The 14,047-nt window shown below is 71.7% G+C and carries 13 protein-coding genes; 7 read left to right on the top strand and 6 right to left on the bottom strand.

Annotated features, from left to right (window positions below; all coding sequences use genetic code 11):
- The first annotated feature begins 30 nt into the window (after nucleotides 1–30).
- Nucleotides 31–579 (top strand): RNA polymerase sigma factor, encoded by a 549-nt coding sequence (locus tag FHX52_RS21620; RefSeq protein ID WP_141824409.1) that lies wholly within the window; start codon nucleotides 31–33, stop codon nucleotides 577–579.
- Nucleotides 572–1,660, top strand: coding sequence for a hypothetical protein (locus FHX52_RS21615; RefSeq protein ID WP_141824408.1), 1,089 nt, complete (start codon nucleotides 572–574; stop codon nucleotides 1,658–1,660). The genes FHX52_RS21620 and FHX52_RS21615 overlap by 8 nt, the downstream gene beginning before the upstream one ends.
- Nucleotides 1,661–1,751: 91 nt before the next feature.
- Here the strand turns inward: FHX52_RS21615 and FHX52_RS21610 are convergent, their stop codons facing one another.
- Entirely contained in the window at nucleotides 1,752–2,588 is an 837-nt protein-coding gene (locus FHX52_RS21610; RefSeq protein ID WP_185747423.1) for a helix-turn-helix transcriptional regulator, read from the bottom strand.
- Nucleotides 2,589–2,811: 223 nt separating this feature from the next.
- Between FHX52_RS21610 and FHX52_RS21605 the strand changes: the two genes are divergently transcribed.
- Nucleotides 2,812–3,870 (top strand): TolB family protein, encoded by a 1,059-nt coding sequence (locus FHX52_RS21605; RefSeq protein ID WP_185747422.1) that lies wholly within the window; start codon nucleotides 2,812–2,814, stop codon nucleotides 3,868–3,870.
- Nucleotides 3,871–3,909: 39 nt separating this feature from the next.
- Entirely contained in the window at nucleotides 3,910–4,485 is a 576-nt protein-coding gene (locus FHX52_RS21600) for an SOUL family heme-binding protein (RefSeq protein ID WP_141824406.1), read from the top strand.
- Nucleotides 4,486–4,497: 12 nt separating this feature from the next.
- Here the strand turns inward: FHX52_RS21600 and FHX52_RS21595 are convergent, their stop codons facing one another.
- Nucleotides 4,498–5,685: an alkaline phosphatase family protein gene (locus FHX52_RS21595; protein WP_221630679.1), complete on the bottom strand. Its 1,188-nt coding sequence runs from the start codon at nucleotides 5,683–5,685 to the stop codon at nucleotides 4,498–4,500.
- A gap of 149 nt (nucleotides 5,686–5,834) precedes the next feature.
- Here FHX52_RS21595 and FHX52_RS21590 point away from each other — a divergent pair, with 149 nt between their 5' ends.
- From FHX52_RS21590 to FHX52_RS21580, 3 genes are all read left to right on the top strand, one after another.
- The gene (locus FHX52_RS21590) at nucleotides 5,835–6,296 is read left to right on the top strand and encodes a MerR family transcriptional regulator (RefSeq protein ID WP_141824405.1); all 462 of its coding nucleotides are present in this window, start codon (nucleotides 5,835–5,837) and stop codon (nucleotides 6,294–6,296) included.
- 86 nt (nucleotides 6,297–6,382) lie between these two features.
- The gene (locus FHX52_RS21585) at nucleotides 6,383–7,423 is read left to right on the top strand and encodes an NAD(P)-dependent alcohol dehydrogenase (protein ID WP_141824404.1); all 1,041 of its coding nucleotides are present in this window, start codon (nucleotides 6,383–6,385) and stop codon (nucleotides 7,421–7,423) included.
- Nucleotides 7,424–7,466: 43 nt separating this feature from the next.
- Nucleotides 7,467–7,862 carry a (R)-mandelonitrile lyase gene (locus FHX52_RS21580; protein ID WP_141824403.1) on the top strand — a complete coding sequence of 132 codons (396 nt, stop codon included), beginning with the start codon at nucleotides 7,467–7,469 and terminating at the stop codon, nucleotides 7,860–7,862.
- A 104-nt stretch (nucleotides 7,863–7,966) separates the two neighbouring features.
- Here FHX52_RS21580 and purU read toward each other — a convergent pair whose 3' ends face one another.
- From purU to FHX52_RS21560, 4 genes are all read right to left on the bottom strand, one after another.
- Nucleotides 7,967–8,845 (bottom strand): formyltetrahydrofolate deformylase, encoded by an 879-nt coding sequence (purU, locus tag FHX52_RS21575; RefSeq protein WP_141824402.1) that lies wholly within the window; start codon nucleotides 8,843–8,845, stop codon nucleotides 7,967–7,969.
- Between the two features lie 87 nt (nucleotides 8,846–8,932).
- The gene (locus tag FHX52_RS21570) at nucleotides 8,933–10,336 is read right to left on the bottom strand and encodes an L-serine ammonia-lyase (RefSeq protein ID WP_141824401.1); all 1,404 of its coding nucleotides are present in this window, start codon (nucleotides 10,334–10,336) and stop codon (nucleotides 8,933–8,935) included.
- Nucleotides 10,336–11,031: a sarcosine oxidase subunit gamma gene (locus tag FHX52_RS21565; protein ID WP_141824400.1), complete on the bottom strand. Its 696-nt coding sequence runs from the start codon at nucleotides 11,029–11,031 to the stop codon at nucleotides 10,336–10,338. The genes FHX52_RS21570 and FHX52_RS21565 overlap by 1 nt, the downstream gene beginning before the upstream one ends.
- Complete coding sequence (locus FHX52_RS21560; RefSeq protein WP_141824399.1) at nucleotides 11,024–14,047, bottom strand: 2Fe-2S iron-sulfur cluster-binding protein; 3,024 nt, start codon at nucleotides 14,045–14,047, stop codon at nucleotides 11,024–11,026. The genes FHX52_RS21565 and FHX52_RS21560 overlap by 8 nt, the downstream gene beginning before the upstream one ends.

The raw sequence follows: 14,047 nt of genomic DNA, 5'->3' as shown, positions 1-14,047 counted from the left end.
GGGAGCAGGGGATCGGCAGGTGAGCGGCTCATGCGCCAGCACGACGATCGCCACAGCGGCGACGAGCACGACAGGCGGAGCGACGGGGACGATGCGCTCCGCGCGGTCTATGACGTGTCCTACCGGCGGCTCGTCACGCAGGTGACCGCCCTGTGCGGCAACCTCTCCGAGGCCGAGGACATCGTGCAGGAGGCCTTCGTCACCGCCATGACACACCGGGCCGACTTCGCCGAGGTCGCCAACAAGGAGGCCTGGCTGCGCACCGTCGCCGTCAACCAGCTGCGCAACCGCTGGCGGCGGGCGCGGGTGTCGGCTCGCGCGCTGCCACGGGTCCGTGCCGAGCTGAGCATCGACCTCGGCCCCGCGGCCCCGGAGGACCACGTCGCCATCGTGTATGCGCTGAGCCAGCTCAGCCTGCCCGTGCGGGTCACCGTGGTGCTCCACTACATCGCCGACCTCAGCGTGGCGCAGGTCGCCCGCGAGCTCGCGGTGCCGGAGGGCACCGTCAAGGCGCGGCTCGCCCGGGCCAGGGCACAGATGGCCACCCACCTCGCCGACAAGGAGGCGGACCATGTCTGACCTGACGAGCTTCGCCCGCGACACCGAGCGGCGGGTCGAGCAGCCCGGCTTCGAGCACATCGTCACGCGCTACCGCCGCCACCGCCGGCGGCGGTATGCCCTGGTCTCCGCGGCTGCCGTCCTCGCCGTGCTCGCCGTCGTGCTCGCGGCCAGCGGCGTCGGACGGCCCTCGGCCCAGCGCCTGCCCTCCGCGCCGACCCCGCAGCTGACCTCCGTCGCCGTGCCGGAGTGGACCGCCGACCAGATCGTCGGGCACCCGGACGCGTTCGTCGCGAGCCAGCTGGAGTCACGCGCCGACCGGCGCACCGTCCTCACGGTGTGGAAGCGATGCGAGGTGCCCACCCCCGACCACGACTGCCTCGGACGGGAGGCGATGGCGGTGGTCGACGGGACGGACCACCGCTTCCTCGTGCTCGGTGCCGTCACCGGCTCGAGCAACCAGCCGGACCTGCGTGACCCCGGCCTGTTCCGCGAGGTGGGCGACGGGGTGTGGTACTGGGCACACCGAAGCCCGGGGCCGTATCTGCTCTCGCCGATCATGCGCCAGCCGGTCCAGCTCACCGTCATGGACCGGCCTGTCGCCCCCCTCTACGGCACCCCGACGGTCGAGTGCGCCGACGGCGTCGGCCTCTGCTCCCTCGACGTCAACGCCCGCACCCTGCAACGTCTCGCCCTCCCCCAGGTCGACGGCATCCGGTGGGCCACCCCCACGTCGGCGGGCTGCGGCATCTGGGGCCTCGCCGGCGCGGGTGCGGACCGGCGCCTCGTCATCCAGCAGTCCGACGGCTCCTTCGCCACCGCGTCGCTGCCCCAGACCTCGCGCGGGGTCTCGATGGCGGAGGGAGGGCCCGCGTGCGAGGTCGCCGTCTACCAGGACGTCTCCGACACGAAGACGGAGATCGTCGTCAGTGTCGACAACGGTGCGACGTGGCAGGTGCGCGGACCGGTGCCGCCGCCCGCGCAGCAGAACGGGCTCATCGAGGAGCGTCCCCGCCTCCGCGTGCTCCTCACACCGCGCTGGGCGGCGCTGCCGACCACCCCGGGCACCTACCCGGTGCCCGGGCCACTGACCCCGCTCTAGGGGGCTCTGGGGGCACCAGGGGGAGGGACGCCGGGTGGCCGCGTGGCACGGACGCGGCCACCCGGCATACGCCCTCGTGACGAGCGGGGGCCTAGTAGTCGAACTCGACGTCGTCGAGGTCACCGTCGGCGTCGGCGAAGTAGCTGATGACGCGGATGTCAGGCTCCTCGGCGACCTGGAGCACGAGCTGTCGCAGCTGGATGACCTGCCCGGTGTCGAGGCGAATTCGCTTGGTGCGACCGCGAGTCGGGTCGAAGTCGTGCTGCTCCCACCACGTGGCGGTGGCGGGGTTGGCCTTGAACACCTCGTCGAGCACGCGCTTGAAGGCCGGGTCGTCGGGGTGACGGGCGTAGGCCTCGCGGAAGAGCGCGAGCTGGTCGGCGGCCTCCTGCTCCCAGTCGACGAAGAGGCTGCGCGCGGCGGGGTCGCAGCAGTAGAACCACAGGAGGTTGCGCTCGCGCTTCGTCCGCTTGCTCTCCCAGTCGGTGAAGAGCTGGCAGGCGGTGTGGTTGGCACCCAGGACGTCCCAGCGGGCGCCGACGACGTAGGCCGGGTTGGGGTCGATCGAGTCGAGCAGCTCCTCGAGCTCCTCGCTCAGCATCTCGGGCTCGGCCTTGTGCCGTGGCGCCGAGCCCGAGGCGATGGAGTGCAGGTGGGCACGGCCGTCGGCGTCGAGCTTGAGCGCCCGCGCGAGACCGTCGATGACGGCCTTGCTCGGGCGCAGGTCGCGGCCTCGCTCGATGAGGTCGTAGTACGCGACGGAGATGTGGGCGAGCTCGGCCACCTCGGTGCGGCTGAGGCCCACCCGGCGCCGGCCCTTGGCGCGCCTGATGCCGACCTCCTCCGGGGCGATCTGGTGCCTGCGGGCCCGCAGGAACTCGCCGAGGGGTGAGGGGGTGCGCACGCTCAGCGGCACGTCCGTCGTCATGCCGCTCATCCTGCCAGCGACGAGCGGCCGGCGGTCCATGGGAGCGGCCCGGCGCGGCGGCATACCTCCTTGGGCGATGTCCGATCGCCGGTCGATGTATCTGCGCGGGCTCTGGCCCGCGCAGATACATCGACGCGGGAGGGGACGATGCAACCGACCGGGAGCGCTGGGGTTCGAGAAGGTGAGGCCGGACGTCCCGGCCGCACGTCGCCCAGGAGGACCCATGCACCCCACCCTGCTCGTCCGTGGCCGTCGCGTCCGGCGGTCGCTCCTCGCCGCCGCCCTCGCCGGCAGCGTCGTGCTCACCGCCGCGCCCGCCGAGGCCACCCCGCCGGGCCCCAACGGGCGGATCAGCTTCATGCGGGTCGACGACGCGGGTCACTGGCAGGTCTGGACCGCGAACCCGGACCTGACAGCGGAACACCAGGTGACCGAGGGCAACGGCGACAACGGGTGGGCGACCTGGTCACCGGACGGCACCCGTCTGGCGTTCGACAGCAACCGGCTGGCGTCCGAGGAGAACGGCTACCTCAGCGAGGTCTTCGTCATGCGGGCCGACGGGTCCGACGTCACCCGCGTGACGCACGTCGGCAGCCTGAGCGGGGTTCCCTCGTGGTCGCCCGACGGCGGGCTCATCGCGTTCACCTCCGACGGCGCGGACTACCCACGCGCACAAGGGATCTACGTCATCCGACCCGACGGCACGGGGCAGCGCCAGGTGATCGCCCTGCCGGACCTGCCGGGCGCCACCTGGCTTGACGCACCACGCTTCTCGCCGGACGGTCGTCAGATCGCCTTCACGTTCTACCGTGGCGGCAAGGAGGTCGGCAGGGGCTACCGCGGCGAGGTGTCCTCCCTCTGGGTCGTCGGCAGCGACGGCACCGGCGCGCACCAGGTGACTCCTTGGGGGGTCAGGGTCGGTGACGCCGACTGGTCGCCCGACGGCAGCCGCCTCGTCTTCGAGACGATCACCGAGCACCTCGGCAACGGTGCCAGCGTGATGGTCGTGGACGCGGACGGTCGCCACCTGAAGGCCCTCACCCACGACGCGGGCATCGTCGGCATCGGCAACGCGGGCGCCCTCCGGTTCGAGGCCAGCTTCGACCCCGTGTGGTCACCCGACGGGCGGGCCATCATGTTCTCCCACGACGACTACACCGGCCGAGCGGGCGGTGACACCGGGTTGCAGACCATCGCACCCGACGGCTCCGGTCAGGCCTACGTGTCCGACGTGCACGCGTCGGAGCACCAGGTGGACTGGGGCACGGCGCCCCTGCAGTAGGCGGCGCTCGCGTGTCGGCTCGCGGGTAGCGTTGCGGGTGTGACGGAGCAGCAGGCGTACGAGGTCGTGGCGACCCACGAGGGCTTCGAGCTGCGGCGCTATGCCCCCCACGTCGTCGCCGAGGTCGTCGTGCGGGCGGCGTTCGAGGATGCGGGCAACACCGCCTTCCGGACGCTGCTCGGCTACATCAGCGGGCAGAACCGCTCGGCCACGAAGGTCGCGATGACCGCCCCCGTCATCCAGCGCGAGCCGCAGAAGATCGCGATGACGGAGCCCGTCGTTCAGCGCGAGACCGCCGAGGGTGAGTATGCCGTCGCGTTCGTCCTGCCCGCAGCGCTCACTCTCGCGAGCGCGCCGGTCCCGACGAGTCCCGACGTGCAGCTCCACGAGCGCCCGGCGGTGCTCGCGGCCGCTCGCCGCTATCGCGGGCGGTGGACGCAGGACTCCTACGAGCACCACCGTGCCGAGCTCGACGCGGCCATCCGGGCTGCGGGGTTGACCCCGGTCGGCCCTGCGAGATGGGCGCGCTTCGACCCGCCTTTCATGCCGTTCTTCCTGCGCCACAACGAGGTGGTGCAGGACGTCGTCGACGAGTCGGGCACCGGGTCGCCGTAGCGGTGCGGACGCTCAGACCGGCTTGTGGGGGCGGGGCGGGCGCGGGTGCACGATGCCGTCGGTCGGGGCCGGCACGACGCTCCCGTCGAGGGTGACGAGCGGCGGCATCGGCTGACCGAGGGGGCCGGCCCACGGCGCTGTCGGCTCGGGCTTCGGTCGCACGCTCGGCGGGGTCGGCTGGGTGATAGCAGTCCCCGGTGCCGGTGGCGCCGGCCGCGAGACCGTGCTGTCGACGAGGTGCGCGAGCGACGGCGCGTCGTCGACGCGCGGGACGTTCATGGGCGGCAGGCCGAGCAGGTCGATGATCGTCCGCGGGATGCTGGCGTGGGAGTGCCACTGGGTGTCGATGCGTTGTGGGACCCGGCCCCCGAACATCACGAGCGGGATCCGCGAACCGCCGATCGCGGCATACCCGCTGGGGTGGAGCGCGTCGGGCAGGGTCTCGATCGACGGGGTCGGGACGGAGTCGGCGTAGCCGCCCCAGTCGTCCCACGTGAGCACGAAGGTCGTGTCGTCCCAGCCGCCCCCGTCGATGACGGCCTGGACGCGCTGCCACACGAGGTCGTGGCCCTTGGTGACGTAGGTGGGGTCGCTGACGAGGGGCGGGTGCTCGTCGTAGCCGCCGGGGCTCCACACGTAGCAGACCTGCGGGAGGGTGCCTGCCTTGGCCATCGGCACGAACTGGCTCGGCGGGTGCACGTTGGCGTGGCCGGGCGGCGTGCTGAGCGACCGGTAGAGCTTGGCGGGGTAGCCCGAGTGGTCGGGGAAGGCGGCCCAGCTGACGCCCGCCGCCTGCGCGACGGTGAAGATCGAGGGCAGGTCCCAGACCGGGTGGGCGCCGACGAAGGGCGGGTTCTTCATCGTCGGCATCTGCCCGCCGACTGCGAGCATGTGCCCGGGCGTGGAGTTCGACCCGGACCCGAAGTGGTGGTCGCAGAAGACGAACTGCTTGGCCAGCCACGAGTAGAACGGGATGACGACGTCGCTGTCGACCTGTGCGGCGACGGCGGCGTAGTCCCCCATCGAGTGGTGCACCCAGGCGTTGCGGTCGTGGGGCTGGTCGAAGTTCGGAGGGCTCTCGAGCAGCGCCCCGTTGTCGGCGACGGCGGCGCCCCAGGCCGCCATCGACGCGAAGTAGAAGTCCGTCGTCTTGTTCTCCTGCAGGAAGACGATCACCCGGTGCCCAGGGATTCCGCTCACGTCCGTATTCCTTCCGATCCGTCGCGCGCCCTGTCGTCAGACCAGCCAAGCACGGTCGGCCGGTGCGGGGCCATGGTCCGGCGCTGCCGGTTCGCCGTGAGTCCTGCGGGCTTTGACTTAAAGCACTTGAAGTTCCTAGCGTTGACGACGTGACCTCCTCCACCACGCAGCGCGAGTACACGATCAAGGAAGCGGCGACCCTGACGGGACTGCCGGCGAGCACCCTGCGCTACTACGAGTCGATCGGGGTGATCGCCCCGGTCAGCCGCGGCGCGAGCAGCGGGCACCGCGTCTACGACGAGGGGGACCTCGACCAGCTGATGTGGGTGGCCTGCCTGGCTGCCACGGGGATGTCCGTCAGCGACATGCGCGCCTACGTCGCCAACGGCGCACTCGGCCCTGAGGCCGCCCGCGGCCAGGTCGAGCTGCTCTCCGCCCAGGCGCGCCGGCTCGCTGAGGAGGCCGAGCAGATCGTGCTCCGCCGGCGCTACGTCCAGATCAAGATCGACTACTGGCACGCGGTCGAGAGCGGAGACGGCGAGCGCGCCGACCTGCTGTCCGGGCAGGCGCGTGCCCTGGCCGACGAGCTCCGCGGCGCCGCGAAGAGGTAGCCCCCTCCGCCTGCACTCATGGCCGCCCCTGCGGCCGCGAGTCGCTCACACCTGCCCGAGAAGTCAACCGAGAGAAGGAAGACACCATGCGCGTGAACGCGTACGCGGCCCCGGCCGCCGGCCAGCCCCTGGCCCCCATCGTCATCGAGCGCCGCGAGGTCGGTGCCAACGACGTCCTCATCGAGATCCAGTACGCCGGGATCTGCCACTCCGACATCCATACCGTCAACGGCGACTGGGGCCCGCAGCCCTTCCCCGTCGTGCCGGGCCACGAGATCGTCGGTGTCGTCACCGAGATTGGCGCCGACGTCACCCGCCACTCGGTCGGCGACCGGGTGGGTGTCGGCTGCATGGTCAACTCGTGCGGCGAGTGCACCAACTGCCGGGGTGGCGACGAGCAGTACTGCCAGAAGGGCATGGTCGGCACCTATGCCGCCACCGACCGCGACGGCACCACGACGCAGGGCGGCTACTCGACCCACGTCGTCGTCGACGCCGACTACGTGCTGTCGGTCCCGGACGGCATCGACGGGGCCGCCGCCGCACCGCTGTTGTGCGCCGGCATCACCACCTACGCACCGCTTCGGCGCTGGGGCGCCGGGCCCGGCAAGAAGGTCGCGGTCGTCGGACTCGGCGGGCTCGGCCACATGGCCGTGAAGCTCGCCCATGCCATGGGCGCGGAGGTCACCGTGCTCTCGCAGTCGCTGAAGAAGCAGGAGGACGGCCTGCGCCTCGGGGCGGACGACTACTACGCCACCTCCGACCCCTCCACCTTCGAGCACCTGGCCAGCAGGTTCGACCTCATCATCAACACGGTGAGCGCGCGCATCGACCTCGACGCCTACCTCGGGCTGCTCGCCGTCGACGGCACCCTCGTCAACGTCGGGGCCCCGCCGGAGCCGCTCAGCGTCAACGTCTTCTCGCTCATCGGCGGCCGCCGCTCCTTCGCCGGCTCGATGATCGGTGGCATCGCCCTGACCCAGGAGATGCTCGACTTCTGCGCCGAGCACGAGCTCGGCGCAGAGGTCGAGGTGATCGCGGCGGACCAGGTCAACGAGGCCTACGAGCGCGTGCTCGCGTCGGACGTGCGCTACCGCTTCGTCATCGACACGAGCACGCTCGTCTGAGGCGTCACCGTCGACGCGCGTCAACCAGCAGGAAGGAACACCGATGAAGTTCACGAAGAGCGGCGGCCAGACGGCCGCCGGACCTGAGGACTGGTTCACCGGGCCCGTCTCCATCGACGGCATCCGCAACCCCGACGACCAGTCGGCCGTCGGCGCGGCCCACGTCCGCTTCAGCCCCGGCGCGCGCACGGCCTGGCACCACCACCCCAAGGGCCAGACCCTCTACGTCACCGACGGCGTCGGCTATGTCGCACGTCGTGGCGGTGCCGTGCAGGAGATCCGGCCGGGCGACGTCGTCTACATCGAGCCGGGTGAAGAGCACTGGCACGGAGCCACTCCGGACCGGTTCATGGCACACGTCGCCATCCACGAGGCCGACGCCGACGGCCAGGTCGTGACCTGGCTCGAGCACGTCAGCGACGAGGACTACGCCTCCTGACCCACCGTCCGGCAGTCACTCGAGTGGCCCCGTCGTCACGTGACGGCGGGGCCACTCGTGTGGGACGGCGGGGCCACTCGAGGGTGCAAACTGGGGGGCCGGTCTCAGAGCAGGATGACGGTGCGGCTGCCGTGGAGGATGACGCGGCCCTCGCAGTGCCACTTCACGGCGTTCGACAGGGCGCGGCACTCGGTGTCGCGCCCTGCCGCCACGAGGTCCTCCGGGCCGAACGCATGGTCCACCTCGCGCACCTGCTGCGAGATGATCGGCCCTTCGTCGAGCTCGCTGCTGACGTAGTGCGCCGTGGCGCCCACCGTCTTGACGCCGCGCTCCCAGGCCTGGTGGTAGGGCTTGGCGCCCTTGAAGCTCGGCAGGAACGAGTGGTGGATGTTGATCGCCCGCCCGGTCAGCTGCCTCGTCAGGTCGTCGCTGAGGATCTGCATGTAGCGCGCGAGCACGACGAGCTCGATCTCGAAGCGGTCGACGAGGTCGAGCAGCCGCGCCTCCGCCTCCGGCTTGGTCTCCGGTGTCACCGGAACGTGGAAGAACGGTATGCCGTGCCACTCCACGAGCGCGCGATGGTCGGGGTGGTTGGACACGACGGCCGCGATCTCCATGGGCAGCTCACCGATCCGCGACCGGAAGAGCAGGTCGTTGAGGCAGTGGGCGAACTTCGAGACCATGACGAGGACCCGGCGCTTGGCCGTGGCCTCCCGCAGCTCGAAGCGCATGTCGTGCTCCTGCGCCAGACCGCTGAACGCCGCACGCAGGGAGGCGACGCCCGGGTCGGCACGTCCCTCGCCGATCGTGAAGTGGACCCGCAGGAAGAAGTGTCCGCCCCGGATGTCGTCGAACTGCTTGAGCTCGTGGATGTCGCCGTGCTGCTCGAGCAGGAAGCCGGTGACGGCATGGACGAGGCCGGGCGCCTCGGGGCAGTCGAGCGTCAGGACGTAGCCCGCCTGCTGGGTGGTGTCGGTGGTCATTCGTGTCTCCTCTGACTGGCGCGCCTGTCGATCGGTCCTGCGTCGGCAGGCACGTCGGCTGGCACGCCGGCAAGCCGGCCCGTTCGGTCAGCACTCGACGACGTTGACGGCGAGGCCGCCACGCGAGGTCTCCTTGTACTTGATCTTCATGTCCGCGCCGGTCTCGCGCATCGTTTTGATCGCCTGGTCGATGCTCACCTTGTGCTCCCCGTCGCCCTGGCGGGCGAGCCGCGCCGCGTTGATGGCCTTGACCGAGGCGATCGCGTTGCGCTCGATGCACGGGATCTGCACGAGCCCGCCGACCGGATCGCAGGTGAGGCCGAGGTTGTGCTCGATGCCGATCTCGGCCGCGTTCTCCACCTGCTGCGGCGTGCCACCGAGGACGGCGCAGAGCCCTGCGGCCGCCATGGAGCAGGCCGAGCCGACCTCGCCCTGGCACCCGACCTCGGCACCGGAGATCGACGCACCGAGCTTGAAGAGGATGCCGATCGCGGCTGCGGTGAGGAGGAAGTCGACGACACCGTCGTCGTCCGCCCCGTCGATGAAGCGCGTGTAGAAGTGCAGCACTGCGGGGATGATGCCGGCCGCACCGTTCGTCGGGGCGGTGACGATGCGGCCGCCCGACGCGTTCTCCTCGTTGACGGCGAGCGCGTAGAGGTTGACCCACTCCATCGCCCAGAGCGGGTCGAGCATCGGGCCCCCGTCACGCAGACGTGCGTGGGCTTCCTGCTCCCGCAGGCGCTCTCGCAGCTCGGGAGCCCGTCGGCGGACCTTGAGGCCGCCGGGCAAGGTGCGCTCCTCGCGCGTGCAGCCGCTCTCGACGCACTGCTGCATGACGCCCCAGAGATGGAGGAGTCGCTCGCGCACCTCGCTCTCCGTGCGCCAGGCCCGCTCGTTCGCCATCATCACCCCGGCGATCGAGAGCCCCGTCTCGCGGCACCGCTCGAGCAGCTCGGCGCCCGTGCGGAAGGGGTGCGGCACCGGCGTCGTGTCGGTGACCACCCGGTCGGCGCCGACGGCCTGCTCGTCGACGACGAACCCGCCACCGACCGAGTAGAACGTGCGCGCCCGCAGCGAGCGACCGGCATCGTCGAACGCCTCGAACGTCATGCCGTTCGGGTGGGCCGGCAGCGCCTGTCGGCGGTGCATCACGAGGTCAGCCTCGGGGTCGAAGTCGATGCGGTGCGTGCCGTCGAGCGAGATCTTGCGGTCGAGAGTCACGGCCTCGACCCGGGCCACCGCATGCGACGTGTCGACGGTCTCCGGGTCCTCGCCCTCCAGGCCGAGCACGACGGCCCGGTCGGAGCCGTGCCCGTGGCCGGTCGCGCCCAGTGAGCCGAAGAGCTGGGCCTCGACCCGAGCCGTGCGATCGAGCAGCCCCGAGTCGGCGAGCCCGGCGGCGAACCGCCGGGCCGCCCGCATCGGACCGACGGTGTGCGACGACGACGGCCCGATGCCGACGGAGAAGAGATCGAGAGCGCTCAATGACATCAGCGGAACTCGCGCATCCCGTCGAGGAGCCAGCGCACCACGTGCGTGGCGAACGAGGCCCTGGGCATGACCCGCCACGACTGCTCTCCGGTGCGCCACAGGATGACCCCCGTGGAGCCGAGCAGGGTCGCGACGGCGGCACCGACGGGGAAGACCCGCGGGTGCAGGTCGAGCTCGCAGCTCTTCTGCAGGACCTGCAGCGCGCAGGGGCCGGACAGCTCGAGCGTCGTGCGGTTCGCGGATACGTCGACCACCTGGCCCGGCTCGGAAGCGAGGGCCTGCGCCACGTCGGCCGACCAGACGTCGGGCGAGAGACCGGACCGCCCCTCGTCCTGGCCCACGGCGAGGACCTCGTCGGGCGAGAGCCAGAGCACCGCCACACCAGACCCGTCCGTGGCGCCGGTGACCTCCCCGACCCGGCTCGGCAGAGCCACACCGAGAGCCCCGGCGACCGCAGCGGAGGATCGTCCTGCGCTGGCGGCCCGGACCGCGAGCTGGGAGAGGAACGGCAGCTCGCGCAGGCGCACGCGCTCGCCCGACCCCTGCTCCATCTCCTCCACGAGGTCGTGGGCGGGGCTGCGCCGGTGCGCCAGGACTGCTGCCCGGCCGATCCCCCTCGACCCGGACTCGGCGGAGCCTGTGGTGTCGCCCACCTGCTCCTGGGGTGGGTCGATCGTCAGCGTGCTGTCAGCCATCTCGCCTGGCTCCTTCCGTGTCGTAGAGCACCGCGTCGGCCACCTCGACCTCGGCGAAGCGTCCTTCGAAGGACGCGATGAGGGTCTGGCCGATCCGGTTCCGGCCGTCCTTGACGAGCGCCAGGCCGAAGGACCGGCCGAGCGCCTGGGAGTGGTAGCTCGACGTGACGTGGCCGAGCATGGGGATCGGGCGCGCGGGCAGCCCCTCCCCCGTGTAGTCACCGAGCGCGCCGGACTCCACGAGCTGGGCGCCTTCCGGCAGCCGCAGCGACCGGTCGACCGGCAGGACGCTGACGAGCTGCTTGCGTCCGGCGCCCTGGTGCGAGGCACGGGAGTACGAGCGCTTGCCGATGAAGTCCTTCGTCGTCGAGACGATCCAGTCCATGCCGAGGTCCTGCGGCGTCACCGTGCCGTCGGTGTCCTGGCCGACGATCGGGTAGGCCTTCTCGGCGCGCAGGACGTGCATCGTCTCGGTGCCGTAGGGGGTGATGTCGAAGTCGGCACCCGCGGCGGCGACGTCCTCCCAGACGGTGAGACCGAACCAGGTCGGCACGTTGATCTCGAAGGCGAGCTCGCCGGAGAAGGTGATCCGGCAGATCCGGGCGGGGATGCCCGAGGCGAGCACCGTCTCGCGGAACTCCATGAAGCCGAAGGCCTCCTTGGACACGTCGAGGTCGGGAGCGAGCCGCGCGATGACGTCGCGGGACCTCGGGCCGACGACTGCCACGGTGGCCCACTGCTCGGTCACCGACGTGCAGACGACGTCGAGCTCCGGCCACTCGGTCTGCGACCACTCCTCGAGCCACTCGAGGACGCGGGCCGCGCCGCCGGTCGTCGTCGTCGCGAAGTAGCGGTCCTCGGCGAGGCGCAGCACGACGCCGTCGTCGAAGACCATCCCGTCGGGCTTGCACATGACGCCGTAGCGCGCCTTGCCGACCGCGAGCTTCTTGAACGCGTTCGTGTACACGCGGTTCAGGAACTCACCCGCGTCGCCGCCACGGATCTCGATCTTGCCGAGCGTCGTCGCGTCCATGAACGCGACGCCCTCACGCGCGGCCCGACACTCCCGCGCGACCGCGGCGTCCATGTCCTCCCCCGGACGGGGGTAGTACCACGGCCGCTTCCACTGCCCGACGTCCTCGAAGCGCGCGCCGTGGTCGACGTGCCACGGGTGGACCGGGGTCGTGCGCGCCGCGTCGAAGAGCTCCCCCCGCGAGCGACCGGCGAGGGCGACGAAGGCGACCGGGGTGAAGGGTGCGCGGAACGTCGTGTTGCCGATCGCGCCAGGCGTCGGTCTCGGGGCACCCCCAGCCGGTATGCCGTCCGGCGCGCTTCCGGGTGCACCGACCCTCTCGTCCTGGCCGGGCTGGCCGGGCGGGATGGCCCGCGCGTCGTCACCGGTCAGGAGCCGCGTGAGCAGGCCGATCGCGTTGACGGCTCCGATCCGGCCTTGGTCGACGCCTGTGCTGATCGACGTGTAGCGCTTGACGTGCTCGACAGACCGCATGCCGGCGCCGGTGGCACGAAGCACGTCGGCGGCGGTGTTGTCGCGCTGAAGGTCGACGAAGTGCGTCGCATACCCGCCTTCCCGGCTCTCGACGAGCCAGAGCTGCCGGGTCCGACCGGCCCGCGCGGCGCGCTCCTCGTCGACGGCTGCGACGTCGAGATCCGTTGCGGCGCAGCCGTCCTCACGGGTGAAGCCCACGGCTGCGGCGGCCGTCTGCCCGACAGCGGCTCCTTCGACGAGGCAGCCCTCGGTCCAGTAGGTGCCGCGGACCGCGCCGGCCAGGTGCTGGTCGCGGACAGGCGCCGTCGGCACGAAGCCGGCGAGGTCGTCGTCCCAGTGGAGGGCGCCCTGGCGCTGGCTGTGCAGGCTGACGTTGGGCGTCCACCCTCCCGAGACGGCGACGAGGTCGCAGGGCACGCGCTCGGCATCGCCCACGAGGGCACCGTCGGCGTCGATGCGTGCGATCCACGCGGCCTCGACCGCGACGTCCCCGTCGACACCGACGACCGCCGACCCGGTGCGCACCGTCAGTCCCGCGGCGGTTGCCGCCGCGGCGACGCGCTCCCCCGGACCGCCGTCTCGCGCGTCGACGACCTGCACCGTCGCTCCGGCGCGCACGAGTGCGTGCGCCGCGGCATACCCCGAGTCGTTCGTCGTGAAGACGACGGCGTCACGGCCCGGGAGGGCGGCATACCGGCCGATGTAGCCGACCACCGCGGAGGCGAGCATGATGCCGGGAACGTCGTTGTCGGCAAAGACGATCGGGCGCTCGAAGGCGCCTGTCGCGAGGACGAGCTGGCCGGCGGTGACGTGCCAGATGCGCTGGCGCGACACCCCGTCGCCGGCGGTCCCGTGGAGGTGCTCGGCACGCTTCTCGACGGCGACGACGTGGTTGCTGTCGTAGCTGCCGAAGGCGGTCGTCCTCGTCAGGACCGTCACCTCAGGGGCGGCCTCGAGCTCGGCGCGGACCCGCTCGACCCACTGTGCGGCCGGGAGGCCTTCGACGAGGTCGTCGGGCTGGGCGAGGAGGCTGCCGCCGAGGGCGAAGTCCTGCTCGAAGAGGACGACCCGGGCGCCCGTCGCTGCGGCCTCCCGGGCGGCGGCGAGACCCGCCGGACCGGCGCCGACGACCGCGACGTCCGTGTGGACGTGCATCTTGTCGTACTCGGCCGGGTCCGGCTTCTGGTCGAGAACCCCGATGCCGTCGAGCAGCCGGAGGTCGAGGCCGGACACCAGCTCGAGCGTGGTGGCGGGGAGCATCGACTCGTCGTGCTCACCCTTGACGAGGACGAAGGCGTTGGGCTCCTCGACGCCGGCGGACAGGATGCCGCGCGGCCGGCCCCGGTAGATCGAGTTCCCCACTCGCAGAGCGCCGTTGGCGACGAGCGCCGAGGCGACGGTGTCGCCGGCGAAGCCCATGACCGTGGTGCCGTCGACGACGAGCTCCACGAGTCTGGATCGGTCGATCGCGCCTCCGACCTCGAGGCGCTGGGGCTGCGTGGCTCCCAT

This window comes from Humibacillus xanthopallidus (genome assembly GCF_006717145.1).
In the GTDB taxonomy this organism is placed as follows: domain Bacteria; phylum Actinomycetota; class Actinomycetes; order Actinomycetales; family Dermatophilaceae; genus Humibacillus; species Humibacillus xanthopallidus.
Note: the sequence above shows the minus strand (reverse complement) of the source record. Positions and strands in the feature narration are given on the sequence as shown.

What these genes read in the sequence shown, in the direction of transcription:
- FHX52_RS21565 (WP_141824400.1), bottom strand. Translation starts at nt 11,031, where the DNA reads ATGGCTGACAGCACGCTGACGATCGACCCACCCCAGGAGCAGGTGGGC.
- FHX52_RS21560 (WP_141824399.1), bottom strand. Translation starts at nt 14,047, where the DNA reads ATGGGAGCCACGCAGCCCCAGCGCCTCGAGGTCGGAGGCGCGATCGAC.
- FHX52_RS21580 (WP_141824403.1), top strand. Translation starts at nt 7,467, where the DNA reads ATGAAGTTCACGAAGAGCGGCGGCCAGACGGCCGCCGGACCTGAGGAC.
- FHX52_RS21615 (WP_141824408.1), top strand. Translation starts at nt 572, where the DNA reads ATGTCTGACCTGACGAGCTTCGCCCGCGACACCGAGCGGCGGGTCGAG.
- FHX52_RS21570 (WP_141824401.1), bottom strand. Translation starts at nt 10,336, where the DNA reads ATGTCATTGAGCGCTCTCGATCTCTTCTCCGTCGGCATCGGGCCGTCG.
- FHX52_RS21585 (WP_141824404.1), top strand. Translation starts at nt 6,383, where the DNA reads ATGCGCGTGAACGCGTACGCGGCCCCGGCCGCCGGCCAGCCCCTGGCC.
- purU (WP_141824402.1), bottom strand. Translation starts at nt 8,845, where the DNA reads ATGACCACCGACACCACCCAGCAGGCGGGCTACGTCCTGACGCTCGAC.
- FHX52_RS21620 (WP_141824409.1), top strand. Translation starts at nt 31, where the DNA reads ATGCGCCAGCACGACGATCGCCACAGCGGCGACGAGCACGACAGGCGG.
- FHX52_RS21610 (WP_185747423.1), bottom strand. Translation starts at nt 2,588, where the DNA reads ATGACGACGGACGTGCCGCTGAGCGTGCGCACCCCCTCACCCCTCGGC.
- FHX52_RS21605 (WP_185747422.1), top strand. Translation starts at nt 2,812, where the DNA reads ATGCACCCCACCCTGCTCGTCCGTGGCCGTCGCGTCCGGCGGTCGCTC.